Source organism: Pseudomonas protegens (assembly GCF_003363755.1).
Lineage (GTDB): Bacteria > Pseudomonadota > Gammaproteobacteria > Pseudomonadales > Pseudomonadaceae > Aquipseudomonas > Aquipseudomonas danubii.
In genome coordinates this window covers 2,214,011-2,239,087 of record NZ_CP031396.1, presented here as the reverse complement: position 1 = coordinate 2,239,087, position 25,077 = coordinate 2,214,011, and the positions used below count along the sequence as shown (strand labels likewise).

Sequence of the window (25,077 nt, the reverse complement as noted above, 5' to 3'; positions counted from 1 at the left end):
GCATTTTGTGTCAACTATTTAAGAGTTTTTTTACAGTATCAAATATAAATTTTTTTGTGGAGTCGCCATTTAAGTCTTTGGCCGCTAAGTTGGCCGACTCTTTCATTCGATAGATATCTTTTGATGTCAGCTGAGACAGTTTGTGTGCCATGTTTTTTGGCGAAAAATCGTCGCTGATTATACCCAGGTTATATTTTTTTGTTAGTCGAGCCATTTCGTCAGAAGGACCAATAGCAATGGCAAGGCGGGCTTGGATAAACTCGAAAAATTTATTGGGAAGTGCATACTTGTAGTTGAAGTTTACGGGGGGTAACAAGAATAAGCCGATATCATAGTTGTTGATTTCGAACGATATTTTTTTCATGTCGACAGGCGGGCGAAATTTGATTTTCTTATTCTTGGCTGCCATTTCTTTTAATGTTTCAAGGTAACCGCTTCCGTTGTCTACTAACATGAGGTCCAAAGTGAAGCGTTCATCAAGATAGTCCATCATTTCGATCATTAGTTCGAGATTTCTTGAACTAATAGCTGCGCCGTGATGGATTAAGCGGATGACTCCTTCCATAACTGGTGTTGGTGATAGCTCGCTGTAAGCCGGTGCGTTCAGGACAACATTAGAATGTACTCCGAAATTTCTTTCATATTCCTCAGCTATTCCCGTGCAAACAGTAGACATTACAGAAACTTTGGGGATGTACTTTTTACAAATGTATTCGTAGAATTTTGAGAAAAATAAACGCCAAATAAAGCGGTCTTCAAATTCCTTTGGTGAGTACTCGTGGGCATCAAGAAATGTTGGGGATTTTCCTGCTAGGCGAAGAGCAAGCGGCAAACTGTTTATATCGTTTGCCAATACACAGTCAAATCTTTTCCCTTGTAGTAAATTAAGGGTTTTTAGGACGTAGGGCATTTTCCAGTAATAAGTTTCGAAGCATTGGGATATAAGTAAAGTCCCTTTCAAGACTTTTTTAAAAAAATGAGCACCTATAGAGCTGATGTCGATAAACTCAATATCTGGGTACGGAGAGCTACCAAATCCGGCAACAGTTAAATGATATGAACCTCTTAGTGAGTCAATTTGACGCATCACGCGAGGGTCAGTTTTTATGGGGGAAAACGAAATTATTAGTATGTTAGTCATGATTTTCACCCGAAAAAATGTTGGTGCCAGCGAATAAAATTAATCCAGCGCCATACTTGCCAGCTAAAAGGTGCTTTCCCTGAAATTATTTTATCAAACTCTTTTAATATGGCGGATTGATCAAGGAACGGAAGCCCAAGGTCAATTTTTAGCCATTCCCGTATCTGATCGGCCAAATGGGTCAACCATACTTGTTCTGGTGTAGAGAAGCCTATCTTATCTCTGCGATCAAGAATGGCATCGGGCACGATGCCTCGCATTGCTGCTCGGAATACTGATTTAGTTTCTCCTTGTTGAGAAATCAGGTAGTTTTCTGGGAGCGAAAGAAGAAAATCTGCCATGTCACTGGTGAGAAACGGTACTCGACTTTCTATGGAGAAACGCATTGAGTTTCGGTCACCATGTCTTAGTAGTGACTGAAGTCCACGGTGGCTCAGGGAGAAAGCAAGCTCAGAGGCGAGTTTACGTCCAGTTATATCATAAGGTGACTTTTGACGCGGGTATCCAATAACAACTCCCGATTCGCGTAGGATATCAGTATCAATCCACGTTGGTTTGGTACGCATACCATTTCCGCGTCGGAGCAGTTCGTATACTGGGCCGTCTACGCACTCCGCGATTACCGTTTTTAAACAATGCTTTAAGTCTCGATCAGGCCATTTTGACCATTCTTTAGCAAAGTTTAATGCCTTCAAGTATTGTCGCTGTTCCAACATGCTCTTTATGCGTTTACTAGGGTATCCATGGTAACCTGCAAGCAGTTCATCAGCACCTTGACCGTCAAGAGTTACGGTGATGCCACTCTCTCTCGCTAGTTTGAATACTCTGTATTGCGCATAAATACTGGTGCTTCCAAATGGCTCACCTTGAGCAAGTATCATATCATCGAGATCATTGGCTAACTCATGAGGACTTACAAACACTTTATATGCTTTTGCCCCAACATGTTGATTAACCAAATCAACCCATGACTCTTCGGATACTGTACTGTCTTTAGCAATGAAGCTGAACGTACTAATGACTGCGTCTGGTTCTATCTTACGCATTGCACAGACAACTGCCGAAGAATCTACCCCACCTGAGAGAGCAGCACCCAACGGCACATCACTTCTAAGATGTAGCTTTATATTATCCAGAAAGCGCTCACGTAGTTCATCAGCAGCATCTGAAAAACTCAATACAGATGTTTGCTCTACATTAGGAACCCACCATTGCTGAGGAGCAGATACAACTCCTGTGGAGGTGTTCAGTTTTATTAAATGTCCTGGCATTAGCTGATAAATGTCTTTGACAAATGTCGAACTTTTGGAGTCATAGTCTCCATGAACCAGATAGTCATATGCCCGTTGAGTATTAAGCTCAAATTTTTTTGTTTTCAATTTTCGTAGAGCAGGTAGCTCTGAGGAAAACAAAAAATCTTTATTTTCTTGGGTATAAAAAAAAGGCTTGATACCAAATTGGTCTCTTACACATGTTAGAGTTTTATCTTTGCGGTTGTAAATGACAAATGAAAACATCCCTTTCAACCGGCTGAGACAACCTTCTTTCCAATGTTGCCAAGCTGCTAATAGTACTTCTGTATCTGACTCAGAGTTAAATAGTGCGCCGGTAGTGCTAGAGAGCTCTTTTCTTAACTCCTTGAAGTTGTAGATTTCACCGTTGAAAACTATAGTGAAATTTTCATCACTGGAGTGCATTGGCTGATGGCCAGCTGAAGAAGTGTCCTGTACAGACAGTCGAGTGTGTCCGAGCAAAGTTTCCCTATCATGATGGACGTATCGTTCAAAACCTTGATCATTAGGCCCTCGATTTTTCAAAGTTGAAAGAGCTTCTTGGATTGCTTGATCAGATTTTGAAGTATTTTGTTGCCAGTTACCGCCTAAAATTCCGCACATTGATAAAGTCTCTCCCTCACAGCTCGCGTACTTTTTTTAACGAGGAAAAAAAGCGCATAAGAAAATATAATATAACAATTGAATTTAAAATAATAAGAAAAATTTCGTACTTAGAGGTAGTTGCCAGTGTGAATACTGTAGTTATACCTAAAGCAAATGACAGGAGCTCATAAGTTGTAAATCTTGAGAAGCCATATTTTACAGCTGCAAAGTAGTTGAGTAAAAATATGCTAATACCTACAAGGGCAGAGGAAATTGCCCCGCCGAGTGCTCCAATTCTATTAATTAATATTAAGTTAAGGATAAGTGCCAATCCTCCACCTGCTATATTAATCAGAATGTAAGTATATGTTTTTCCGCTGAGGGATATATATGTATATAGAGTTGCGGATACCATTGGTAGTGAGCTACCAATAACAAGGGGCAAAACATAATAATGTGACTCTGAATATATTTCAGAAAACAGGAGTATTATTCCCCAATTCGAAAACCAGTGCAATAGTAGGCAAGTAGCAAAAAATGCAGTCAAGCATCCATAAAACACCATTTTATGGAGTGCTAGAAAGTTAGATTTAGATATTGCTTGTAGGCGCGCAGCAGATGGACCCCATGCGGATAAGATGGAAGCAAACATGAGTCCTATCATGGTCGCTATTTTTGCAGCCATTGCATAGCTTCCAAGAGTAGCTAGTCCAGCATCACTAGCAATCAGATATCTGTCCAATCCTGAAATTAGCCATTGGAGTGGGGCGAGAAGTGCGAATGGCCATCCATAAGAAACGACTTTTCTTAAGCTATTCCATTTAAAAGATGCTGAAAGATCGCTGCGGATTAATAAAATACCAACTATAAGCGCTGAGGCTGTGGCTATAATTGGAGCAGATAAGTAGCCTTTGACTCCGAAGCTTAAAAAAACTACAAAAACTAAACATAAGAGACCTCCGCCAATACGAGCTAATCCTGCTACAAGCAGGTACTGTAATGGTTCTCCTCGGATTCTGATCACGTCTAATGTCAGTTGACCAAAAATGGAAAAGATAATAAATAATGCAAAAATTAATTTGTAATCTTTAAAGGTGTAGAGGTTTAGTTTTAGGATGAGGTAGTCATAGAATAAGAATAGGATTGCTAAGGATAGAGTTGTTATAAATATAACAAATAGAAAGCTAGTGCTAATTATTTCAGACCGTTCCTTGAGTGAAAACTTCGGATCGTTATAATACCTGTGAATGGCGCTGCCGGATCCAAAACACAAAAAAATAATAAATGAATTCATGATTGTCAGCATTAGTTCGGCTGCCCCAAACTCAGCTTGATCTAAATTTCTAACAATGAAAGGAAGAATTAGTATTGGGAGAAGTTTGAATATGAGCTCCCCAATACCATAGGTGAATATGTCTCTACCTACTTTTATGCTCATGATAAGTCTGTCAGTTTAAGGAGTCGATCGATTTGATATTCAGAATTATAAGTACGGCTCAGTTTTATTGCTGCTTTTTTCATTTCCATTACAGCACTGATATCCGACTTCATGAGTTCTATTTGAGCCGCTATTTTATTTGAATTTGGCCATCCGTAGGTTACTCCACAACCACTCTTTCTGAGCACGTTCATCAGGGGGAGAGAGGAGGGGGCAAGAACAGCTAAGCCTGAATTTATATACTCATAAAGTTTAAAGCCGACACACATTCTTCCGTTGCCGGTATTGGGCGATGCCAGGATTACTCCGACATCAAAACTTACTGAGTTTGACACAAGTTGATCGGAGGGTACTGCGTCTAGAAAAAAAATCCGCTCTGTCAAATTTTCTTTGATAACTAGATCTCGTAAAACTTTCTCATAATCACCAACTCCGCGGAGATATAGGGTTGCAGAGCTAACTTGCTTGAAGGCAAGAATTAGTTCATCTAACCCGCGAGATGCTTGATATGCACCATGATAGTGAAGTTTTAAAGGCGTCTCTACAGAGAAAGTTGTAGCGGAATATTTGTCTGGGCATACAGGTATCGTCGCCATGACGTTATTGTTAAGATGATATTTCCGTCTTATATATTTGGAGACGACATCTTGTACAGTTATTACTTTGTCTGCACGGTTACAGAAAAAGTACTCTAAAGCTGTACGAGCACTCTTTTCTGCACGATCAACTAATGAGGTAACCGGGTATTGATCAGGCCATATTTCGTAAACGAAGTAATAGAATTTTGCGCCAAGCAATCTTGCCGTAAGCCATGAGGCTAGCAAGTAGTCTCCATCTACAGCGAATACTAATCTGACACCACTTTTAACAAAGCGAAATTGCTTAGCTAGAAAAATAAAGTTATTGATGATGAAGTTTACAATAAACAAAAGTGTTAAAAGGTAGAGTGAAATTTTTTTTATGAATTTTATTTTCTTAAGAAGATTTTTTAATTCTATGGGGGACTTTCTGTAAAGTGCTCTTATATATTCCCAGTGATTGATTGAGATGTTGGTGAGCTGAATGTCTTTTTCAGGAGGTGTTGTTTTACTATCGAAGCATGATACTAGGCAGTCGTACCTTGTTTTGAACGCACTAGTATACATTTTCAGCATTGGGTTATTTCTATAGTTTTTATAAGTGAAGAAAACGACCTTCCCTTTCGAGTTTTTTTTTCTCTTATTCATTTAACAAGCTCGGTACAGTTCAATTTCAGCATCTAGGCACCTGATTATTATGGATATATCGTCATTGATTATAAAATCTTTATTTTTTAGCGTGCCAGAAGGTATTTTTTTTACTTCACCGAAGTATAATCTCGAACCATGAATTTCTAAGTATGCTCCCTTTGTGTAGGGTGGGCGTTGAGCTCGTATAAAATTGTAAATTTTTTCATAGCTTTGAGACAAATCTATCATAGAGTCTTCAGGGCGACGAGCTCTAAAGTATGTTGCCTTATTATTGTTTTGTTTTTTTGGTATTGCTTTTTTTTCTATTACTTGAATTAGTTTGCTGGGGAGCCAGCTTGCCAGTTCCGTTTCAGCGATCTCAAATAAAGTATTTATATCGATTTGCGAGTCCACAGGTATAATTAATTGGGCATAAATATCACCTGTGTCTATACCACCATCAACCTTATGAAGTGTATAGCCAACCTCCTTCTCTCCATTGATCATCGCCCAGGTAAAAGCATGCCTGCCACGATATTTAGGAAGCAGCGAGTTGTGCACGTTTAGCACGCAGGTTTGCTTGTTTATAAATTCTTCGGATAATATCGTAGGCCATGAGTAAAGTATTATAAAAGAGTTTTCTACATCGATTATCTCTTCAAGGCTTGATGAGAACTCTAGTTCACGAAGCTCATTTTTTAGACTTGATAAAACTTTATCGTCTGATTTGCAACGACTCAATACTATTTTACGTGTCATGGTCTGTATTATCTAGAGTAAAAGATTTTCTGAAGTAACCATTTGCACCAAAGCCTTCTTTAAATTCGAAAATACTAGGGTGTGGTAAGCCTTTTTGTGTCGATGTTCCAAAATCAAAGTAGTCGAACTTTTCGTTCTTTGCGCGTTTTAATGCATCTGATATCACTAGAGATAGAGCTTGGTACTCTCTTTTTTCATTGTTCTGGAATATGTAAAAAGAGCAGCGTACCTTATCTGTGATATCAAACTCGCATATTCCTCCGAGAGGTTCTGATCCAATACTTGCTATATGGAATGAAATTTTATTAGGAAATTTTTTAAGCAGCTCTGAAAGTTCATCATAGCTATGAGTGGGGGCGACATTGTGTTTTTCTAGGCTCTTAACCAGTAATGGCCAAGCTAAGTCTAAACTAGCGTTGTTTTGTAGCGATACTCCAAGACTCACTGCTTTACGTACCATGCGTCGTGCACGAGTATTTAATATATCATCCGTATCGAATGCTTGCTGCAGATGTACTGTACTTGAAATATCATGTGAGGACTGATTAAAACCTACTTGTAGCAAGCAGTAGTAAAATGTTCCAAGTGGTACTTTGTCGCATGCGCTAGTTGGGAACGTAAGAGTCATTTTGTCCGCACGATTTGACGTGAGAAATGACTTTAATAGTATGGAAACTTCACTTGATATAGAGAATGTTGGTCTTTCTAGGAAAACAACACCACCATAGCTTGCACCAAATGGTGAAACTATGGCGTCTTTTTTGTCAAGTAAAGACAGTAAGGCAATAATTTTATTTTTTTTCTTGAATACAAGAAACTGTTCTTGGTTGTCGAATTTTTTTCCGTGATAGCTCAAAAAAAGTCGCTGGTGATAAATGGTGCCATTGACCGAGTTTTCAATCATATGATCCCATTTTTCTAGTTCTTCTTTGGTTGCCTCAATAAGCTGCATGTTTCATCTCTATCTTAGCTGAATATTATTCAGTATTACTGACTCAGAAGTATCTTTAGCCAGGAAGCGCTGCCATTGCCACGATTTATTTTTTTTGATAATAGTTTTGTGTCAGATAAAAAATTACGGCACTCGTTATAAAGTGAAATGTCAGAGGTGTTTAAAAAAAGGTGTATTGGGTGGAAGTCGAAAACTTTGAGCCCTTCTCTCTTTTTTAAGGTGTATAAATCCGAGTTGTTTTTGCTTAGGCATACTACATCGTCCTCCCAGAAATATGGAACTTTGGTCATGTTTAGCCAATGTTCCCAGGGCTTTAACTCTATATTTGCCTGCTCTGGTATGAAGTGATTACACTCATGAGTCAGTCCCTTCTCACTGAATAAACTGATCAGATAGCTACTTTGTGTCATAAAATGAGATCTAACGGAAGTAGCCTCTGGCACAAGTTGCATTAGACGATCAATCACCTCGCTTGCGGTTGTACCGTTGGTGAAATCTCCCTTTAGCAAAGGATTGAAGTTAGGGTGTATACCGAGCTCAAACTTTGGATTGTTCCTGAGTCTCTCTAATACGGGAGTGTTATGAGTGATAAACCATGTTGCAGGAACATCGAACTCTTCAACTAAATCGATAGAGTGGTTGATGACATCATCATTCGCCCAGTCGATATCGAGTGTCAAAAATAATCGATTGCTCCAGGACAAGTCGTCTTTCGTGCTGATTTCACTTATCTTGGAGAATAGGTTCATTCTTTCCTTCTTAAAGAAGCCTTTCCTTTATGCTAGGGAAAATGGTTCTTATGGTTTCGTTGTTAGAGTTTTTTGCCTTTAATATTTTAATGGCGCCGTTACCGCATTTTATAGTGACATAGTTAAGGTTGCGTTCGACTATTGCTCCAGTGGGGGCGTATATGGTCCTGTTGTCTATTTCGCACTTTATGATCTTAATTTTTTCTCCTTTTGAATTTACTGTAAATGCTCCAGGATATGGGGTCGTCTGCGCTCTAACAAAATTAAAAATTTCTTGTGCGCTTAGATTCCAGTTTATTTTTCCATCTTCCGGTATCCTCAATGAGCAATAGCTAGCTTTGCTATGGTCTTGGAGAGTCAAGGTGACCTCCCCATTAAGGATTTTTTTAACCTGCTCTTCTAGTATTTCTTTTGAATAGAAATTTGCTTTTGCAAGAACTGTAGAAATATCATCTTCATTCAGTAGTGGAAATTTTTTCTGAGCAACTATTTCACCATCATCTATCCCCAAGGAAAATTTGAAAAGTGAAAGACCTATTTCACTTTCCCCGTTAATAATTTGCCATACAAGCGGTGCATTTCCTCTGTATTTTGGTAATGGAGAGTAATGCATGCCAAAGAAGTCATTCCTAGAAAGCAGATTTTCCTGAAGAATGCTGTACCATCCAATAACAAATACTTTTGCGCCTTGGTGTGCTTTTAACTCGATTGATAAATTTTTCGGTTCAATAATTGAAAGAGGTATATTTTTTTCACTGCAATAAGAAGAGAATTCATTTAATACGCTTCTAGAGTCAGCCCTATCATCAAAGGTAATAGCCTTTACCAAACGTTCTTTGGCTGAGGCTCTGATAGCTTTTAGAGCCTCTAATCCTGCATCCTTACTGCCTAAGAATATTGCGTCAGACATGCCTCTAGCGCCTCAATAATGTAGTCGACGTTTTCTTCATTCAAACCTTCAAAAAAGGGAAGCGCCAATCCGTTATGGAAAAGTTCCTTTCCATTGGGGCATTCATTATCCATCACTCCATAGATACCTATTTCTGTCAGACTTTGAGCGCCAAGATTACTCTCGATATTCTTCGACTTAAGATTGTTAATGACGGAAGCGCGATCAATATTGTTTTTCAGAACTAGCATAAAAGTTTGCCAGCTATGACCGTCAGCAGGTGTAGGTAGTTTAATTAATTTTTTTTCTTCTAGTGGGCGTAGTTTTAACAAATAGTGTTGTGCTAGTTTTCTACGTATTTCTATCCACCCATCGAGCTCGGGTAGTTGTGCTCGTCCAAGGGCTGCTTGAAAGTTGGTAAGGCGATAGTTTGTCGCTGGCTCTATGAAGCTCATGCCTTCCGGGCCCCGCTCCATTCCATGATTACGCAAGCGTCTTATGCGTGTTGCCAGATCAGAATTATTGGTCGTGAGCAAACCGCCCTCACCAGTTGTTAAGGTCTTACGCGGGTGAAAGGAAAAACAACCTATATCTCCAAGAGTTCCAGTTTTCTTATCTTTAAAAGTTGCACCAAGTGCACAGGCTGCATCTTCGACTATAAATAAGTTGCTATTTTTAGCAATGTTTTTGATGGCATTCATGTCGGCTGGGCATCCGAATTCATGTACAGGCATGATTGCTCGTAGGCGCTCCGGTCCTTTCCAGTTTTGGATAGTTTCCTCTAGATGCTTGATCGACAGCGTATAGTTATCGAGATTTACATCAACAATTATCGCTCGGGCTCCTACCATAGCGACTACATTCGCTGTGGCTGGAAAGGTAAAGTCAGGGACAATGACAGCATCTCCTGGCCCAATATCAAGTGCCATTAATGCAATGTGTAAGGCTGCCGTTCCTGATGAAACTAGTATTGCATTGTTGCAACCGATATAAGCGGCAAGTTCTTGTTCGAATGCTTCGGATTCTTCACCATGCACTAGTTTTCCGCTTCGAAGGACCTCCGCCACAGAGTTAATGGCAAACTCACTAATATTGGGCTGGGATAGCTTAATCATTTTTAACTCTTAAATAGCTTCGGAAGCGGTGGTAGGGATTTTTCGTTTGCTGCAATCCAAGCGGCAGTTTTTTCAAGCCCTAGATCTAAGTCTACTTTCGCTTCAAATCCAATCAGCTCTTTAGCTTTTCCTACGCTTGGAATTCGTAGCTCAATATCCGCAGACAACGCATCACGGAAAATGATTTTGGATGAACTATTGGTAATTCTACAGATTGTTTGTGCCAATCCATAAATTGTTGTAACTGCACGTGAGTTACCTATATTGAAAGACTCACCTATCGCGTTAGGGTGCTCCAACGCACAAAGAACCCCTTCAACCATATCGTCGACATAAAGCCAGGCGCGAATTTGGCTACCATCACCAAAAATTAAAATATCTTCATTTTTCAATGCTCTACGAACAAAGATTGAAAGTGCACCTTCGCCTGTCTGGCCTGGACCGTATACGTTGAAAGGACGAACGGTAACTGTCGGCATTTCATACTGTTTATGGTATGCATGTGCCAAGTGTTCTCCTGCCAGTTTACTAACAGCGTAAGTCCAGCGAGCTTCACCTACTGCTCCTGTGACAGTTTGTTGGTTTTCGTCAACTTTAAATGCGTATGAGCCAAATACTTCAGATGTGGAAAAATCGATAAAACGTTCGATTTTTCCTAGCTGGTGAGCTGCCTCCATTGCGTTGGCGGCACCTATCATATTGACTCGCATTGTTGAAACGGGATTTCGTACAGTCGAGTCAATTCCTGCAATAGCAGCAGCATGAACAACTATCTGTGACCCAGTCATTGCTTCTTTAAGTTTAGAGAAGTCTAAGACATCGCCATGAACTTGCTTGACATTTGGGTGGTTCGAGTAAGGTGTGTCTTTCAGCGTGTTACGAGTGTAGTTGTCATAGACTACAATATCATTCTGATCTGCTAGTTTAGAAATTAGCATGCTGGCGATAAAGCCTGCACCACCCGTTATAAAGATTTTTTTACCGGTGATCATGTTTTTAATCCTTAATTATCGATGGCTTTTTTTAGCTCAGAGACGATGTTTGATATGTTTTCTAGTGATAGATAGGGGTGCATGGGAAGGCTTAAAACGCGAGTTGCAGCTTTATCACCTATGGGGAGATATGCTTGGTCGTCTTTAACTGCTGGCTGCCTGTTTAGAGGGGTTGGATAATGAACGGTTGTTGGAATGCCAGCTGATTTAAGTTTTTGTTGAACTTTATCTCGTACATCTACTTGTACAGTAAACTGTGCCCACGCACTTTTGTTATCTGCGGCAACATAGGGGGCAGGTATATCCACGCTCTCTAGTAGTCTTGTATAGTTGTACGCAACCTCTTGACGCAGATTGAGCTCGTCGTCAAAAATTTCAAGTTTAGATAACAATATGGCAGCTTGTAGAGTATCTAGCCTGCTATTAACACCTACGCGGACATGATGATAACGTTGACTTTGTCCATGTCGTGCTATTTGGCGTATTATTTGGGCGAGCTTTTCATCGTTGGTAAAAAGTGCTCCACCATCACCGTAGCATCCCAATGGCTTACTTGGAAAAAAACTCGCACATGCAATGGTGCTTATGTTGCAAGAGCGTCTTTCTTTGTAGTGTGCTCCAAAGCTCTGTGCGGCATCCTCAATAACTGACAGATTGTATTTTTTGGCAATACTATTAATTTTTTTGAAGTCGGCGCATTGACCATACAGAGAGACTGGAACTATAGCTTTCGTGCGTGGGGTTATAGCCGCTTCTAGCAGTGTTGGATCAAGGTTGTAGGTTTGTGGGTCAATATCTACATATACCGGTTTGGCCCCTAAAAGGGCTACGGTTTCTGCGGTCGCGATATAAGTGAACCCAGGTGTTATGACCTCATCACCCGGACCAATGCCTATCGCCATCTGGGCAATTTGGAGGGCATCTGTTCCGTTTGCACAGCTAATACAGTATTTCGCTCCTACATAAGCGGCAAGTTTTTCCTCAAGCTCTGTCACTTCTGGGCCAAGGATATACTGGCCGTGACATAGGACGCGTTCAATTCTCGCGTCAATCTTTTCTTTGATCCGGTCTTGTTGAGATTTCAAATCAATGAATTCGATCATTTACTGTGCGTCCATTTTGCTCAGGTTGTTGCCACGCAAGACATAGCGGGCGCCGGTATGTGGGCAGAGGCATTCGGCTTCTCCCTCGACCGGCAGTTCGAGGCGTTCACCAAACTCGCTCATCCAGCCTAGCTGTCGTGCGGGCACCCCAACCATCAGTGCGTAAGCCGGTACATCCTTGTTGATGACCGCACCTGCGCCGACGAAGGCGTATTCGCCGATGGTGACCCCGCAGACGATGGTGCAGTTTGCGCCCAACGTGGCACCCTTTTTCACCAGGGTGTCGCGGTATTGGTCCTTGCGCTCGATCAATGAGCGTGGGTTGTAAACGTTGGTAAAGACCATGCTTGGACCGCAGAATACGCCTTCTTCCAGGGTAACGTTGTCATATACCGAGACATTGTTCTGGATCTTGCAATGATCACCGATGACCACTTTGTTGCCGACGAAGACGTTCTGGCCAAGGGAGACTCCTTTGCCGATCTGTGCGCCTGGGCATACATGCACGAAATGCCAGACCCGTGAACCTTCGCCGATCTGGGCGCCATCATCGACGATGGCGCTTGGGTGCTGGTAATGGCTCATATTGTCAGACCAGGCGGGACAGGAAGGGGTGGCCTTCGTTGTCCTGAGCTCTGACAGGGTTCATGGTACGGATAGTCTCGACGGTCTCCACACAGTGCCGGGTATCCTCGATACCGTAGCCCTTGCCGTCGAGTACGGCTTGGTAGCTGACGGTATGGAGATCGGTGAAACCTTCGGAAAACTCTATTTCCGCGCCGTCAACAGTGATCGAGCGGTAAGTAGGTTTCTTGCCTTTGACCGATTCAGGCAGGTCGTTGGCATCGATGGAAAGGAACCAGCGTACTCGGGCGTTCTCATATTCCAGATAGCCGCAGGCCTTGTCGGCATTGCTGAAATGCACAACGTTGCGTTGTAGCTTGCCGAAAATGAAGTGCAGCATGTCGTAGAAGTGCACGCCGATATTGGTCGCGACACCAAAGGACTTGCGAGGGTCGCCTTTCCAGCTTTCCATGTACCAGCGGCCACGGCTGGTGATGTAAGTCAGTTCTACCTCGTGCTTATGGGCACTGGGTTGCGACTGCACACGGTTCTTCAGGTCGATGATTGCCTGATGGTGACGCAGTTGCAGGATATTCCAGAGGCGCTTGCCGGTTTCGCGTTCAGTCAGGCTCAGGTCTTCCAGCAGTGCTGCACTAGGTACCAGAGGCTTCTCGCAGATCACGTCGCATCCAAGGCGCAGGCCGGCAGTGATATGAGAGTGATGGAGGTAATTGGGCGAGCAGATCGAAACGATATCCAGAGCGGTTGCCGGATCTCGTTTGAGGCGCCAGGCGTGATCGTAGAAGCGCTCGAACTCGGTGAAGAATTCGCTTTGAGGCGAAAGGCTGTCGATGATGCCGACGGAGTCGTTGATGTCGTAGGCACAAGCCAGCTCATTGCCGGTGTCCTTGATGGCACGCATATGGCGCGGGGCGATGTAGCCGGCGGCGCCAATCAGGGCAAAGCGTTTCATGGGGTTCCTCGGGGAAGAGTTTCAACTGCCTGTGGCAGGAGGCGTGAAACAGAGGCCGTATGGCGGTGGCCTCTGTCTCATGCAACTCGCTGCGATGTGTTGTGGTTCGATCAGGCTTTGATGACGTTGCTCGCAACAGCGCGGTACTTGCCGCGGCTGTCGATGATCAGTCGAGCGTGATTCTGGATAAGTTCGTAATCGAACTTATCATGATCTGTAGCCAGTACCACTGCGTCGAATGCGGCCAGGTTTTCTGCGGTCAACGGCTCGCTATCCAGTTCAAAGTGATGCTCGCGCATTTTCGGGAATACCGGAACATGGGGGTCGCTGTAGGCCACGATACCGCCCTTGGCTTCTATAAGTTCCATGATCTCCACGGATGGAGACTCACGCATGTCATCCACGTTCTTCTTGTAGGCAATGCCCAGGACTAGGACCTTGCAGCCTTTCAGCGCCTTGCCACTGTTGTTCAGACCGTCCATCAGCTTGTTCAGGACGTACTCGGGCATTGCCTTGTTGACTTCGCCGGAGAGCTCGATGAACCGTGTGTGCAAACCGTATTCGCGAGCCTTCCAGGTCAGATAGAAGGGGTCGATGGGAATGCAGTGGCCACCCAGTCCAGGGCCAGGGTAATAGGCCGTGAAGCCGAAAGGTTTGGTTGCAGCGGCATCGACGACTTCGAAGATGTCGATGCCCATGCGGTCGGCAACGACTTTCATTTCGTTGACCAGACCGATGTTGACAGCGCGGTGGATATTTTCCAGCAGTTTGGTCATTTCCGCGGCTTTGGTTGAGCTGACAGGCACTACCTGGTCGATGGCCTGCTCGTACAGCGCGATACCAACGTCCAGGCAGCCGGGGGTGTGACCACCGATTACCTTGGGAATTGTACGGGTTTCAAAGTTGGCGTTTCCCGGATCTTCCCTTTCCGGCGAATACACCAGGAAGATGTTTTCGCCAACGATCAGGCCGTTTTCTTGTACTCGAGGCAGCAGTTCTTCTTCTGTTGTACCCGGGTAGGTGGTGCTTTCCAGGGAAACCACTTGGCCTGGACGCAGGTAAGGCTTGAGTGCGTCAGTGGTGTTGATCACGAAGCTCATGTCCGGCTCGCGATACTTGTTTAGCGGCGTCGGTACGCAAAGGATCAGTGCATCACACTCACTGGCACGGCGAAAGTCGGTGGTTGCCTCAAATCCCGAATTCCTAGCCTGGCTGATGTGCTCGCTGGCAATGTGTTCTATATAGCTGGTGCCATTGTTGAGCTTGGCAACCTTGGAGTCATCGATATCGATACCCAGCACCCGGAAGCCGATAGCGTTGTAACGTAACATCAGCGGCAAGCCCACATAACCGAGCCCTACGATGCCAATCAGGGCTTCCTTGCTCTTGAACTTGGCGATGCTAGTTTGTTTTTGGTCAGGCATTTTAGCTCCGATGTAATACAGGTTCGATGCATGCAGCAGGCGTTTCGTTAATTTTTCGACAGGAGCGTGGGAACTAGTTCTGGTTCTTACACACCTGGGATCAGACCTATCGTAGGATGCGATCAACAGGCGAATGACTCTTAGAGTCCACGCGTCAAGCCGTCAATAAACAGAATGTTCTGCCATCCGACAGCTGCGTGATCGGAAGGCGAATTCATGGTGTATGCGGCCAAATTGGCGGCGATTCTACACTGGCAAGGCGCCTCGGGCGACAGGCCGGGCACATTTACTCCATGCCAGCCTCCCCGCCCCCCGCCCAAGCTGGCTGCTGAGCCTTGCCAGTCAGGAAAAGTAAAATCTCCTTGCCGCTATGGAAGAGGCTGTGGTCCCATCGCGTCCATCAAGCGGGCACCCGTTCTCCCGGCAGGTTACTGCCGGCTCACGTCAATGATTGCTGCTTCCGATGAATGGCAATAGGCGTATATGAGGCGCCGTCCTGAGGTCCCACGAATGAGTAAAGTGGTCGTGCGGGAAGTGTTGTTTTCACCGAATATAAAGTGAACTCTTTGAAGTTATTAATTTTTTCTCAATACTTTAGTCCTGAAAATTTCATCATCAACGATATAGCCAGGACTCTTGTTGCTCAGGGGCATGAGGTAGTAGTTGCCACGGGAAAACCTAACTATCCCGATGGTCGGATATTTGCGGGTTATCGTGCATGGGGATGTCACTACGAGCGTTATCTGGATTCTATTGATGTACTGCGGGTGCCGTTATGGCCGCGCGGCGAAGGTGGTGCAAAGAACATGGTTCTTAACTACCTGTCATTTGTTTTTGCCGGGCTTGTCTTTTTTCCATGGATGCTGCGCAAGCGTGAGTTCGATGCGATTCTGGTATTCGCGCCTTCGCCCATCACCCAGGCCATTCCGGCGATTCCTATCAAGTGGCTGAAGAGGGCGCAGTTGGCCTTGTGGATACAAGACCTGTGGCCAGAGAGTCTTGCTGCCACCGGATTCGTCAAGAGCCCCTATCTATTGAAAATGGTTGGCTGGATGGTGCGCGGGATTTACGCAGGTTGTGATCGGCTGCTGGTCCAGTCTCATGCCTTTGTCGATTCAGTGGCCCGCTACGCACCCAGAAAGAAGATTACCTATTATCCCAACTCCGTTGATGCCCAGACTTTTAATGCAGAAGTAGAAGTTGACGAGCAGCTGTCGCAGGTCTTGAAGGCGCATTTCTGTGTAGTGTTCGCTGGCAATCTTGGAACCGCCCAGGCACTGGAGACATTAGTTGAGGCTGCGAAACAACTGCGTGACGAGCCGGACGTTCGCTTGGTTCTGGTGGGCAGTGGCAGCCGGCTGGAGTGGCTCAGGGAGCAGAAGCAAGTTCATTCACTGGATAATCTGATACTTCCTGGGCGCTTCCCGGCCGTTGCAATGCCTGCAGTTTTTGCACAGTCCAGCGCATTGCTGGTGTCACTTAATAATGAAAGCATCTTTGCCCAGACCATCCCCAGCAAGGTTCAATCATACCTGGCATCCGGCAAGCCAATCATTGCCAGTCTGAACGGCGAAGGCGCGCGAGTAGTTCAAGAAGCCCGGGCGGGACTCACCAGTCCCGCGGAAGAAGTGGCTCCATTGGTCGCCAACATACGGAAGATGTATAGCCTGGGCGGTGCGCAACGGGAGGAAATGGGGCGTTGTGGACGGAGCTACTTTGCCGCCCATTTCGAAATGGATCAGCAGGTCCGTAGTCTGGTGGAGTTGCTGAAGACTTGAGGCATATCGCTTGCTTGCCTGGCTCGCGGTGCTTTTCCAAGCAGTGCTATTTTTTTCCTGTTGCTGGACAATACGGCCATTTTTGAGGGGGCTTGTAGCCCCTCCGTCCCAGGTTGTAGTGCATGGGATACATTCAAGGTCTGGATCTGAGTCATATTTATGAAGGTATTGGTATTGGGTATTACCGGCATGCTCGGTAGTACTGTTTTTAAAGTATTCAGCCAGGACCCGCAGCACGAGGCCTGGGGGACGGCGCGCAGTCTGTCCGCCCTGAAGCATTCTTCTCTACCTGATTATGCGCGGGTTCTGTCAGGCGTCGACGTGCTCGATCAGGATGCCCTGACAGCGGCAATGGTTCAGGTCCGTCCGGATGTGGTCATCAACTGTGTAGGCTTGATCAAGCAACTTGCAGATGCCCAGGACCCGCTGACTGCGCTCCCGATCAATGCCATGTTGCCCCATCGTCTGGCACAGCTGTGTGCCTTGAGCGGCGCACGTCTGATTCACATCAGCACCGACTGCGTGTTCTCCGGAGCCAAGGGCGGCTACCTGGAAACGGATACTTCCGATGCCGAAGATCTGTACGGAAAGTCCAAGTACATCGGTGAGCTGCATGATGAGCCTCATGCAATTACCTTGAGAACCTCCATTATCGGGCACGAACTGAATTCCGATCATTCCCTGGTGGACTGGTTCCTGAAGCAGCAGGGCAGCGTGCGGGGCTTCACCCGTGCCATTTTCTCCGGTTTGCCTACCGTGGAGCTGGCTCGAGTAATGAAAGACTTCGTCTTGCCGCATCCGCAACTTAATGGGCTGTATCATGTTGCCGCGGAGCCGATTGCCAAGTCCGACCTGCTGGCGCTAATTGCCCGGCAATATGAAAAGGCAATCGATATACATCCAGATGCCAAACTAGTGATCAATCGCTCGCTCAACAGTGATCGGTTCACTCAGGCTACTGGGTACAAGGCTCCATCCTGGCCTCAGCTCATTGAGCTGATGCATGCCAATCGCTAAAAAATTTGGAAGGTGTACATGTTCGACGACAAGGTATTGATGATCACCGGTGGAACCGGTTCTTTCGGTCATACGGTCCTCAAGCGTTTTCTCAATACCGCTGTGCGTGAAATTCGCATCTTCAGTCGCGATGAGAAGAAGCAAGAAGATATGCGTATCGCCCTGGCCAATGACAAGGTCAAGTTCTACATAGGCGATGTTCGCAACTACGACAGCCTGGCCCAGGCCATGGTCGGCGTCGACTATATCTTCCATGCTGCGGCGCTAAAACAGGTCCCGTCCTGTGAGTTCTATCCGATGGAAGCTGTTCGTACCAACGTATTGGGTACAGAGAATGTGCTCAATGCGGCCATCGCTACCGGAGTCCAGCGGGTCGTCGTGCTCAGCACTGACAAAGCCGTTTATCCGATCAATGCCATGGGAATTTCCAAGGCCATGGCGGAGAAGCTGATGGTTGCCAAATCACGGATGATTCCGGCCAAGGGGCCGATCATCTGTGCAACGCGTTACGGTAACGTCATGGCCTCGCGAGGCTCGGTGATCCCTCTCTTTGTCGATCAACTGCGTTCCGACGAAGCCTTGACGGTGACCGACCCGGAAATGACGCGGTTCCTGATGTCGCTGGAAGACTCGGTGGATCTGGTCCTGCACGCCTTCGAACATGCACAACAGGGTGACCTGTTTATCCAGAAGGCCCCCGCGTCCACCGTTGGCGACCTGGCCGAGGCACTCAAGCAGCTGTTCGGTAAAAGCAATGAAGTCAGAGTCATCGGTACTCGTCATGGTGAAAAGCTTTACGAGTCGCTGGTTTCCCGAGAGGAAATGGCCAAGGCCGAGGACATGGGGCGTTACTATCGGATTCCTGCGGACAATCGTGACCTGAACTACAAAAAGTATTTTGTAGAGGGGGAGCAGCGTATTTCCGAACTCGACGACTACACCTCTCACAACACCTCCCGCCTCGATGTACCGGGCATCAAGGAGCTTTTGCTCAAGCTCGATTACATCAAGGAGCAACTCGATGCTTAAGGTCATGACCCTGGTCGGTACCCGTCCCGAGCTGATCAAGATGAGTCGGGTGATTGCCGAGTTGGACCGTCAGGTCAACCACGTGCTGGTGCACTCGGGGCAGAACTACGATTACGAACTCAATCAGGTTTTTTTCGATGACCTGCAGATCCGCAAACCGGATCATTTCCTCGGTGCTGCCGGCGAGACAGCCGCGCAGACCATTGCCGAAGTCATCGCCAAGTCCGATGCGATTTTCGAGCTCGAGAAGCCCGATGCACTGCTTCTGTATGGCGATACCAACACCTGCCTGGCAGTGATTGCTGCCAAGCGTCGCAAGATCCCGGTGTTTCACATGGAAGCCGGCAACCGCTGTTTCGATCAAAGAGTTCCTGAAGAGCTCAACCGCAAGGTGCTCGACCACCTCAGCGATATCAATATGGTATTGACTGAACATGCCCGTCGTTACCTGATCGCCGAAGGCATTCGTCCGGAAACCATCATCAAGACCGGTTCGCACATGCAGGAAGTCCTCGACTACTACATGCCGAGGATTGAAAGCTCGGACGTGCTGGCGCGTAGCGGCCTGGAGCAGGACAAGTTCTTCATCGTCAGTGCGCACCGTGAGGAAAACGTCGATACCGCCGATAACCTGCGCGACCTGCTGGATACCCTGCGAGCGCTGGCTGATCATTACGGCTTCCCGTTGATCGTCTCCACCCACCCCCGCACGCGCAAGCGCCTAGAGGCCTTGGGAGAGAGCCTTGACCATCCGCTGATTCGTTTCGTCAAACCTTTCGGCCTGTTGGATTACATCAAGCTGCAGATGTCGGCATTCTGTGTACTGTCCGACAGCGGCACCATCACCGAAGAGGCCTCCCTGCTGAACCTGCCGGCGGTAACCTTGCGAAATGCCCATGAGCGCCCCGAAGGGATGGACGAGGGCACGCTGATCATGAGCGGCCTTAAGCGCGAATCGGTCATGGACGCTGTGCGAGTCGTGACCAGCCAGCATTCTCGCGATCAGCGCAAAGTGCCTTTGGTGCAAGACTATCAAGGTGGGCCTGTCTCAGTTCAGGTGGTGCGGGTGGTGTTGAGTTACACCGACTACATCAACCGCACGGTGTGGCGTAAAGACTGAAACCAACGACGTTGACCGGGGCCGTTGACGGCGCCGGTCATGGGGTTGTTCTGTCCTGCTGCTCTTCACCCTGATGGAATCGGTCAATTCCATCGAGCGTTCGGAACATTGTTGTGGCCAACCGCCAAATCTAGGCTAGGGCTTCAATAGCTAGCGCAAGAGCACCGCCATGAGTTCAGCATTCTCAGCCATCGATGCCTGGGCACAACCGGCCAACGGCCGTGCCCGGGCGCTGTTGCCGGAAGTGGCGCGGTTGTTCGAAAAGTCCGGGTCCGCGCATTTGCTGGACCAGGCCCTGAGCATTGAACAGACCGTGGAACTGATGGATCAGGCTGGGGTGGAGAAACTCATGCTCTCGGCCTGGTGCCGGCCCGAGGGCTGGGTGTTCAGCAACGATGAGATTGCGGCTTATACCCGGGCCTTTCCCGAACGTTTCGTCGGCGTGGCCACGGTGGACCTGAGCCGGCCCGTGGCGGCGGTGGCCGAGTTGGAGCGAGCCGTCAAGGAGCTGGGCTGCAAGGCTCTGCGCATCGTGCCCTGGTTGTGGAAGCTGCCACCCAATCACCGCTGGTATTACCCGCTGTATGTGAAGTGCATCGAATTGGGCATTCCCTTTTGTACCCAAGTCGGTCATACGGGGCCGCTGATGCCCTCGGAAACCGGACGGCCCGTGCCGTACCTGGACGAGGTGGCTCTGGATTTTCCCGAACTGGTGATTGTTGGGGGACACATCGGGCATCCCTGGACCGACGAGATGATCGGCCTGGCCTGGAAACACGACAACATCCACATCGATACCTCCGCCTACCTGCCGGCCTATTACCCCCCGCAGTTGCTGCACTTCATGCGCACTTATGGCCAGGACAAGGTGTTGTTCGGCAGCAACTTCCCCCAGCTGTCGCTGAAAAAATGCCTGGAACAGGTGCGAGCCCTGGAACTTCCGCCGGCCATTGCGGACAAATTCCTCCAGGGCAATGCCCGTCGGGTATTCGGTTTGTAAGCGCTGGCAGCGGCGCTCAAGCGATCTCCTGGGCGCCTGAACGCCGCTGCGGCGGTTTTTCTGGGGGTAGGTTTCTTGCTATCGTGGCCTCCCTCTTTCACGGACGAATATCGAGACAGCCCATGGCTAACTCCACCCCGTCACGCCTCGGCAAGATCCTCCAGGGTCTGCTGTTTGTTCTGATCGGCATTGGCCTGTTGGCCATTGCTGTCAATCTCACCCTCGATCGTCGCGAATTCATTGCCAGCGCCCAGACCGCCAACGGTGTCGTCAGCGACCTGAACGCCGGTGGTTCGCACCCCGAGATCGCCTTTACCACCGGCAGTGGTGAGAAAATTTCCTACCCCCAGGGCGGCTTTATCTTCGGCTACCAGAAGGATCAGCCCGTGCGGGTGTACTACCAGCCTGAGCGGCCGGCCAACAGCGCGGTCATTGATGACCCCGCGGCACTCTGGGGCACTCCCGGTGTGCTGGGCCTGATCGGTTTGGTATTCACCCTGGCCGGCTTGGTGGGTGTCATCAGCCAGCGCGGAAGAGCCGCACAAAAAGCAAAAGGACTTTGACCCCATGAACCTCAGCATTCCGATTCCGGTCAACGAAAGTAAATGGCTGTACCAGACCGCCAGCGGCGGCGGCCTGACCATCGCCCTCGTGGCCGGCGGTGGTGGGTCGATCACCCTGCGTTCGCCCCAGGGCAAGGACGTCAGCTATCGCTACGGCGGTCTGGGGGTAGGCGCCGGCTTTGGTGGACGCCTGCCGCGTTTCGGCAAGGTCAATATCCAGGTCAAGGGCAAGAGCGTCAGTGGTGCCGGTGCGGCGGAGGCTTTTCCCAGCACCGGCAAGGTCTTTGTCAGCGATGCCCTTCGCAGCCGGGACCTGACCGAGGACGACATCACCGGGCCGTGTTTCTATACCGAAGTCGGTGGCGGACTGGTGGTGGGCGGTTCGGCCACGGCCCTGCTGTTCGGCCTGGACCCCAAGCTACTGGCCCTGGCGGTCGTTTTGGGAAGCAACCCGGCGACCATGATGGCTTCGATCAAGGTCAACGAGCAGTTGCTGCGTTCGGCGAAGGGCGCCGTGGTCATGGCGGGCATGAACGTCGGACCACAGGCCGGTGGCGGCATTGCCACCTACATGGGCTACCTGTTCTAGCCTCGTCCTGAGGCGCGCCGGGAATCACAGGCGCGCCAGGCACTCCTGGAGAATATCCAGGCCCTCCTCGAAGATTTCAGGCTCGGTGGTCAAGGGCGCCAGCAGGCGAATGATGTGCCGCGACTTGCCGCTGGGCATCAGCAGCAGCCCGGCCTCCCGGGCGTTGCCGAGCAGGGCGCTCAACTGTTCCGGCGCCGGCTCGCCCTGGGCATTGACCAACTCGATGCCGCGCATCGCGCCGACGCCGGTCAAGCGTCCCAGATACGGGCTCAGGCGATCGGCTTTCCAGCCCTCATAACGTTGCACGATGGCCTGTTCCTGGCGTTCGCCCCAGGCTTGCAGATGTGCATCGGTCATTTCCTCCAGGGTGGCAAGAGCGGCCGCGCAAGCAATCGGGTTGCCTGAATAGGTGCCGCCCAGGCCGCCCTTGGGCAGCACGTCCAGCAACTCCCTGCGACCTACCACCGCGCCCAGCGGAAGCCCACCGCCAATGCTCTTGCCCAGCAGGATCAGGTCGGGCTCGATGCCCAGCCGTGAGAAGGCGAAACGCTGCCCGGTGCGGCCGAAGCCGGACTGGATTTCATCGGCGATCAGCAGTATTCCGTGTTCGTCACAGAAGCTGCGTAACGCCTGGGCGAAGGTGGCGTCCAGGGCCAGGAAGCCGCCTTCGCCCTGCACCGGTTCGAGGATGAAACAGGCCACTTCCTCGACATCGATTTCCACACTGAACAGGCGCTGCATGGCCTTCAGGGTTTCGTCGCAGCTGACGCCGTTGTCGGCGCTGGGGTAGGGCAGGTGATACACCGGCCCCGGCAGCAGGCCGACCTTCTGCTTGTAGGGCGCTACCTTGCCGTTGAGGTTGAGGGTAGCCAGGGTGCGCCCGTGAAAGCCGCCGTCGAAGGCGATGACCGCACTGCGCCCGGTGGCTGCGCGCACGATCTTCAGGGCATTTTCCGCGGCCTCGGCGCCGCTGTTGGTAAGCATGCCGCTGACCGGGTAACTCACCGGGATGAAGTCCGCCAGGCGCTGCATGAGCTCGATGTAGGGCTCGTGGTGTGCGGCGTTGAAGGCGTAGTGGGTGAGTCGGGTGGCCTGCTGCTGGATGGCCGCGACGATCCGCGGATGGCAATGCCCAAGGTTGAGCACGCCGATACCGCCGACAAAGTCGATGTAGCGCTTGCCGTCGCTGTCCCAGACTTCGGCGTTGCGGCCGTGGCTGAGGCGGATCGGGTGGACGGTGGAAAGCGAACGGCTGATGTTCTCGTGGCTCATGGATGCGGGCTCTGGGTGCCGGAAACGAGCCGTTATCTAAGCCGGGGCCGGGGGGCCGGGACAAACGAAATAAAGTCGTCGGGTCAGTATGAAAATTCCCGATGTGTTGCGGCCTTTAGCTCATTTTTGCTGCGCCTTGCGCCGGTTGCGCAGGTGCCGCACCAGCGCTATCAGGGCCACCAGCGCCAGGACCCCGAGGAAGATTGGCAGGCGATAGGGTTTCAGGTCGCCGAGGAAATGCTCCAGGGCTTCGCCGGCCCAGTAACCGGCGCTGACGAACAGGACGGCCCAGACCGCCGCGCCCAGCACGTTGAGCAGGGCGAAGCGCCAGGGCGCCAGGCCGCTGGCACCGATCACCATCGGGCCGACCAGGCGCATGCCGTAGAGAAAGCGCACGGCGAACACCGACGTCGAAGGGTAGCGCTGGATCAGCTCCTGGACCCGTTCGATGGCCGCCTGATGGCGCTTGAGCCTGGGCAGCAGGCGCGCTCCGGAGTAACGGCCGGTCCAGAACAGCAGTTGATCGCCGAGGATGCCGCCGAGGGTGGCCCAGCCGATCACTTGCGGCCAGTGCAGGCTGCCCTGATGCGCCGCTATGCCGCCGATGATCAACACGGTTTCGCCTTCCAGCAGGCAGCCGATGAAGATCACCCAGTAGCCGTAGGCGGCGATCAGGGTATTGAGGTCGAGGTGTTCGAGCATGGGGCAAGAGCTTCCGGAGGGGGCCTGAAAACAAGCCGGGCGATGATCAGGTTTCAAATGGCTCTGATTCCATTCCTAGGCACAAGTGCCCAGGATCTTCAGCGCGGGTCCGGCCAGGGCGCCGGCCAGTCCTTCAGAGCCCAGCGTAGACGTCAGTCTCGGCGTAGGACACGGCTAGACATACGGCCATTGTTTCCGTGGAGCAGACTGGGATCGCGGGTGTGAGGAAGCCCCTGTGAGTGCAGGCGGCATGGGGGAGCAGGATCAGTCGTTATCTGCGTCGGCTTTCTCAGCCCAGGCGGATTTGGACGAGGGATAGCGTATTTCAACCTGGGTACCCGCTTGAATCAGGGCCTCCTGCCAGACCCTGAACTGTTGCGGCCAGGCTTGGCTCACCTTGAAGGGGACGCCGGCCAGCAAGTCTCTGGCCACGCTGGGACTGACGCCCATGGCTTGCCTGATCAGCGCGAAGACTTTCGCGGGGTTGGGCCCCACCTCGGTGATCCAGAGCGCTGGATCATTGGAGGCGAGGGGCGGGTAGTCCGCAAACGGAGCATATTGCCGGGTCAGCACTGTCATGGCATCGCTGTAGCTCAGCGAAGCCAGGGCCTGGGCATTGGCCAGGTGTTCATCGCAGAACCACTCGTAGCCATGAGGGTGTCCTGCGCACCCTTCGCCCAGTGGACGGTAATCGGCGAACTGCACCATGGCGCCGCCACTTCCGGCATGCTGCATCTCTGAGGAAAAATCGTTGTGGCACAGCTCGCATACAGGCGGTTTCATCGCTCTATCACTCTGGGCATGCTTGGCCTTGCGGGGTCGA

General features: G+C 49.3%; 24 protein-coding genes. 7 read left to right on the top strand and 17 right to left on the bottom strand.

Features of this window, described 5'->3' with window-relative positions; all coding sequences use genetic code 11:
* Positions 1-10 precede the first annotated feature (10 nt).
* The 14 genes from DWF74_RS30425 to wbpA form a co-directional block, all read right to left on the bottom strand.
* Positions 11-1,141, bottom strand: a complete 1,131-nt coding sequence (locus DWF74_RS30425) for a glycosyltransferase family 4 protein (protein ID WP_162884087.1) — start codon at positions 1,139-1,141, stop codon at positions 11-13.
* A 5-nt stretch (positions 1,142-1,146) separates the two neighbouring features.
* Positions 1,147-3,036 (bottom strand): asparagine synthase (glutamine-hydrolyzing), encoded by a 1,890-nt coding sequence (gene asnB / locus DWF74_RS09780; protein ID WP_115580856.1) that lies wholly within the window; start codon positions 3,034-3,036, stop codon positions 1,147-1,149.
* Between the two features lie 16 nt (positions 3,037-3,052).
* Complete coding sequence (locus DWF74_RS09775) at positions 3,053-4,456, bottom strand: oligosaccharide flippase family protein (RefSeq protein WP_115580855.1); 1,404 nt, start codon at positions 4,454-4,456, stop codon at positions 3,053-3,055.
* On the bottom strand, positions 4,453-5,682 hold the full coding sequence (locus tag DWF74_RS30420) for a glycosyltransferase family 4 protein (protein ID WP_162884086.1): 1,230 nt from the start codon (positions 5,680-5,682) through the stop codon (positions 4,453-4,455). The genes DWF74_RS09775 and DWF74_RS30420 overlap by 4 nt, the downstream gene beginning before the upstream one ends.
* Positions 5,683-6,423 (bottom strand): methionyl-tRNA formyltransferase, encoded by a 741-nt coding sequence (locus DWF74_RS09770; protein WP_115580854.1) that lies wholly within the window; start codon positions 6,421-6,423, stop codon positions 5,683-5,685.
* Positions 6,413-7,375: a GNAT family N-acetyltransferase gene (locus tag DWF74_RS09765; protein WP_115580853.1), complete on the bottom strand. Its 963-nt coding sequence runs from the start codon at positions 7,373-7,375 to the stop codon at positions 6,413-6,415. The genes DWF74_RS09770 and DWF74_RS09765 overlap by 11 nt, the downstream gene beginning before the upstream one ends.
* Positions 7,376-7,410: 35 nt before the next feature.
* A complete protein-coding gene (locus DWF74_RS09760) occupies positions 7,411-8,124 on the bottom strand; it encodes a hypothetical protein (RefSeq protein ID WP_115580852.1) in 714 nt (237 codons plus the stop codon).
* A 10-nt stretch (positions 8,125-8,134) separates the two neighbouring features.
* On the bottom strand, positions 8,135-9,034 hold the full coding sequence (locus DWF74_RS09755) for a methionyl-tRNA formyltransferase (RefSeq protein WP_110652268.1): 900 nt from the start codon (positions 9,032-9,034) through the stop codon (positions 8,135-8,137).
* Positions 9,013-10,128, bottom strand: coding sequence for a DegT/DnrJ/EryC1/StrS family aminotransferase (locus DWF74_RS09750; protein ID WP_115580851.1), 1,116 nt, complete (start codon positions 10,126-10,128; stop codon positions 9,013-9,015). Before DWF74_RS09750 ends, DWF74_RS09755 begins: the two co-directional genes overlap by 22 nt.
* 2 nt (positions 10,129-10,130) lie before the next feature.
* The gene (locus DWF74_RS09745) at positions 10,131-11,120 is read right to left on the bottom strand and encodes an NAD-dependent epimerase/dehydratase family protein (protein WP_115580850.1); all 990 of its coding nucleotides are present in this window, start codon (positions 11,118-11,120) and stop codon (positions 10,131-10,133) included.
* Positions 11,121-11,131: 11 nt separating this feature from the next.
* A complete protein-coding gene (locus DWF74_RS09740) occupies positions 11,132-12,223 on the bottom strand; it encodes a DegT/DnrJ/EryC1/StrS family aminotransferase (protein ID WP_115580849.1) in 1,092 nt (363 codons plus the stop codon).
* Positions 12,224-12,808 (bottom strand): UDP-2-acetamido-3-amino-2,3-dideoxy-D-glucuronate N-acetyltransferase, encoded by a 585-nt coding sequence (gene wbpD, locus DWF74_RS09735; RefSeq protein ID WP_110652272.1) that lies wholly within the window; start codon positions 12,806-12,808, stop codon positions 12,224-12,226.
* Between the two features lie 4 nt (positions 12,809-12,812).
* Positions 12,813-13,760: a Gfo/Idh/MocA family protein gene (locus DWF74_RS09730; RefSeq protein WP_110652273.1), complete on the bottom strand. Its 948-nt coding sequence runs from the start codon at positions 13,758-13,760 to the stop codon at positions 12,813-12,815.
* 110 nt (positions 13,761-13,870) lie between these two features.
* Complete coding sequence (wbpA, locus tag DWF74_RS09725; RefSeq protein WP_110652274.1) at positions 13,871-15,184, bottom strand: UDP-N-acetyl-D-glucosamine 6-dehydrogenase; 1,314 nt, start codon at positions 15,182-15,184, stop codon at positions 13,871-13,873.
* Positions 15,185-15,750: 566 nt separating this feature from the next.
* Between wbpA and DWF74_RS09720 the strand changes: the two genes are divergently transcribed.
* From DWF74_RS09720 to DWF74_RS09690, 7 genes are all read left to right on the top strand, one after another.
* The gene (locus DWF74_RS09720) at positions 15,751-16,962 is read left to right on the top strand and encodes a glycosyltransferase family 4 protein (RefSeq protein WP_115580848.1); all 1,212 of its coding nucleotides are present in this window, start codon (positions 15,751-15,753) and stop codon (positions 16,960-16,962) included.
* 159 nt (positions 16,963-17,121) lie between these two features.
* Complete coding sequence (locus DWF74_RS09715) at positions 17,122-17,979, top strand: dTDP-4-dehydrorhamnose reductase family protein (protein WP_115580847.1); 858 nt, start codon at positions 17,122-17,124, stop codon at positions 17,977-17,979.
* A gap of 18 nt (positions 17,980-17,997) precedes the next feature.
* Complete coding sequence (locus DWF74_RS09710) at positions 17,998-19,008, top strand: polysaccharide biosynthesis protein (RefSeq protein ID WP_072450892.1); 1,011 nt, start codon at positions 17,998-18,000, stop codon at positions 19,006-19,008.
* Positions 19,001-20,128, top strand: coding sequence for a non-hydrolyzing UDP-N-acetylglucosamine 2-epimerase (wecB, locus tag DWF74_RS09705; protein ID WP_110652277.1), 1,128 nt, complete (start codon positions 19,001-19,003; stop codon positions 20,126-20,128). Before DWF74_RS09710 ends, wecB begins: the two co-directional genes overlap by 8 nt.
* 169 nt (positions 20,129-20,297) lie before the next feature.
* Positions 20,298-21,128, top strand: coding sequence for an amidohydrolase family protein (locus DWF74_RS09700; protein WP_115580846.1), 831 nt, complete (start codon positions 20,298-20,300; stop codon positions 21,126-21,128).
* Between the two features lie 122 nt (positions 21,129-21,250).
* Positions 21,251-21,691, top strand: a complete 441-nt coding sequence (locus DWF74_RS09695; RefSeq protein ID WP_205413488.1) for a DUF3592 domain-containing protein — start codon at positions 21,251-21,253, stop codon at positions 21,689-21,691.
* Between the two features lie 4 nt (positions 21,692-21,695).
* Entirely contained in the window at positions 21,696-22,280 is a 585-nt protein-coding gene (locus DWF74_RS09690) for a hypothetical protein (RefSeq protein ID WP_102860366.1), read from the top strand.
* 24 nt (positions 22,281-22,304) lie between these two features.
* Here DWF74_RS09690 and DWF74_RS09685 read toward each other — a convergent pair whose 3' ends face one another.
* From DWF74_RS09685 to DWF74_RS09675, 3 genes are all read right to left on the bottom strand, one after another.
* A complete protein-coding gene (locus tag DWF74_RS09685; RefSeq protein ID WP_102860367.1) occupies positions 22,305-23,552 on the bottom strand; it encodes a 2-aminoadipate transaminase in 1,248 nt (415 codons plus the stop codon).
* Positions 23,553-23,672: 120 nt separating this feature from the next.
* A complete protein-coding gene (locus tag DWF74_RS09680) occupies positions 23,673-24,254 on the bottom strand; it encodes a DedA family protein (protein ID WP_115580845.1) in 582 nt (193 codons plus the stop codon).
* Positions 24,255-24,518: 264 nt separating this feature from the next.
* Positions 24,519-25,037 carry a hypothetical protein gene (locus DWF74_RS09675; RefSeq protein ID WP_115580844.1) on the bottom strand — a complete coding sequence of 173 codons (519 nt, stop codon included), beginning with the start codon at positions 25,035-25,037 and terminating at the stop codon, positions 24,519-24,521.
* Between the last annotated feature and the right edge of the window lie 40 nt (positions 25,038-25,077).

Coding starts and splice junctions, on each gene's coding strand:
- DWF74_RS09700 (WP_115580846.1), top strand. CDS start 20,298: ATGAGTTCAGCATTCTCAGCCATCGATGCCTGGGCACAACCGGCCAAC.
- DWF74_RS09755 (WP_110652268.1), bottom strand. CDS start 9,034: ATGTCTGACGCAATATTCTTAGGCAGTAAGGATGCAGGATTAGAGGCT.
- DWF74_RS09760 (WP_115580852.1), bottom strand. CDS start 8,124: ATGAACCTATTCTCCAAGATAAGTGAAATCAGCACGAAAGACGACTTG.
- DWF74_RS09730 (WP_110652273.1), bottom strand. CDS start 13,760: ATGAAACGCTTTGCCCTGATTGGCGCCGCCGGCTACATCGCCCCGCGC.
- DWF74_RS30420 (WP_162884086.1), bottom strand. CDS start 5,682: ATGAATAAGAGAAAAAAAAACTCGAAAGGGAAGGTCGTTTTCTTCACT.
- DWF74_RS09770 (WP_115580854.1), bottom strand. CDS start 6,423: ATGACACGTAAAATAGTATTGAGTCGTTGCAAATCAGACGATAAAGTT.
- DWF74_RS09680 (WP_115580845.1), bottom strand. CDS start 24,254: ATGCTCGAACACCTCGACCTCAATACCCTGATCGCCGCCTACGGCTAC.
- DWF74_RS09745 (WP_115580850.1), bottom strand. CDS start 11,120: ATGATCACCGGTAAAAAAATCTTTATAACGGGTGGTGCAGGCTTTATC.
- DWF74_RS30425 (WP_162884087.1), bottom strand. CDS start 1,141: ATGACTAACATACTAATAATTTCGTTTTCCCCCATAAAAACTGACCCT.
- DWF74_RS09740 (WP_115580849.1), bottom strand. CDS start 12,223: ATGATCGAATTCATTGATTTGAAATCTCAACAAGACCGGATCAAAGAA.
- wecB (WP_110652277.1), top strand. CDS start 19,001: ATGCTTAAGGTCATGACCCTGGTCGGTACCCGTCCCGAGCTGATCAAG.
- DWF74_RS09710 (WP_072450892.1), top strand. CDS start 17,998: ATGTTCGACGACAAGGTATTGATGATCACCGGTGGAACCGGTTCTTTC.
- DWF74_RS09695 (WP_205413488.1), top strand. CDS start 21,251: ATGGCTAACTCCACCCCGTCACGCCTCGGCAAGATCCTCCAGGGTCTG.
- wbpD (WP_110652272.1), bottom strand. CDS start 12,808: ATGAGCCATTACCAGCACCCAAGCGCCATCGTCGATGATGGCGCCCAG.
- wbpA (WP_110652274.1), bottom strand. CDS start 15,184: ATGCCTGACCAAAAACAAACTAGCATCGCCAAGTTCAAGAGCAAGGAA.
- asnB (WP_115580856.1), bottom strand. CDS start 3,036: ATGTGCGGAATTTTAGGCGGTAACTGGCAACAAAATACTTCAAAATCT.
- DWF74_RS09775 (WP_115580855.1), bottom strand. CDS start 4,456: ATGAGCATAAAAGTAGGTAGAGACATATTCACCTATGGTATTGGGGAG.
- DWF74_RS09765 (WP_115580853.1), bottom strand. CDS start 7,375: ATGCAGCTTATTGAGGCAACCAAAGAAGAACTAGAAAAATGGGATCAT.
- DWF74_RS09675 (WP_115580844.1), bottom strand. CDS start 25,037: ATGAAACCGCCTGTATGCGAGCTGTGCCACAACGATTTTTCCTCAGAG.
- DWF74_RS09715 (WP_115580847.1), top strand. CDS start 17,122: ATGAAGGTATTGGTATTGGGTATTACCGGCATGCTCGGTAGTACTGTT.
- DWF74_RS09750 (WP_115580851.1), bottom strand. CDS start 10,128: ATGATTAAGCTATCCCAGCCCAATATTAGTGAGTTTGCCATTAACTCT.
- DWF74_RS09690 (WP_102860366.1), top strand. CDS start 21,696: ATGAACCTCAGCATTCCGATTCCGGTCAACGAAAGTAAATGGCTGTAC.
- DWF74_RS09685 (WP_102860367.1), bottom strand. CDS start 23,552: ATGAGCCACGAGAACATCAGCCGTTCGCTTTCCACCGTCCACCCGATC.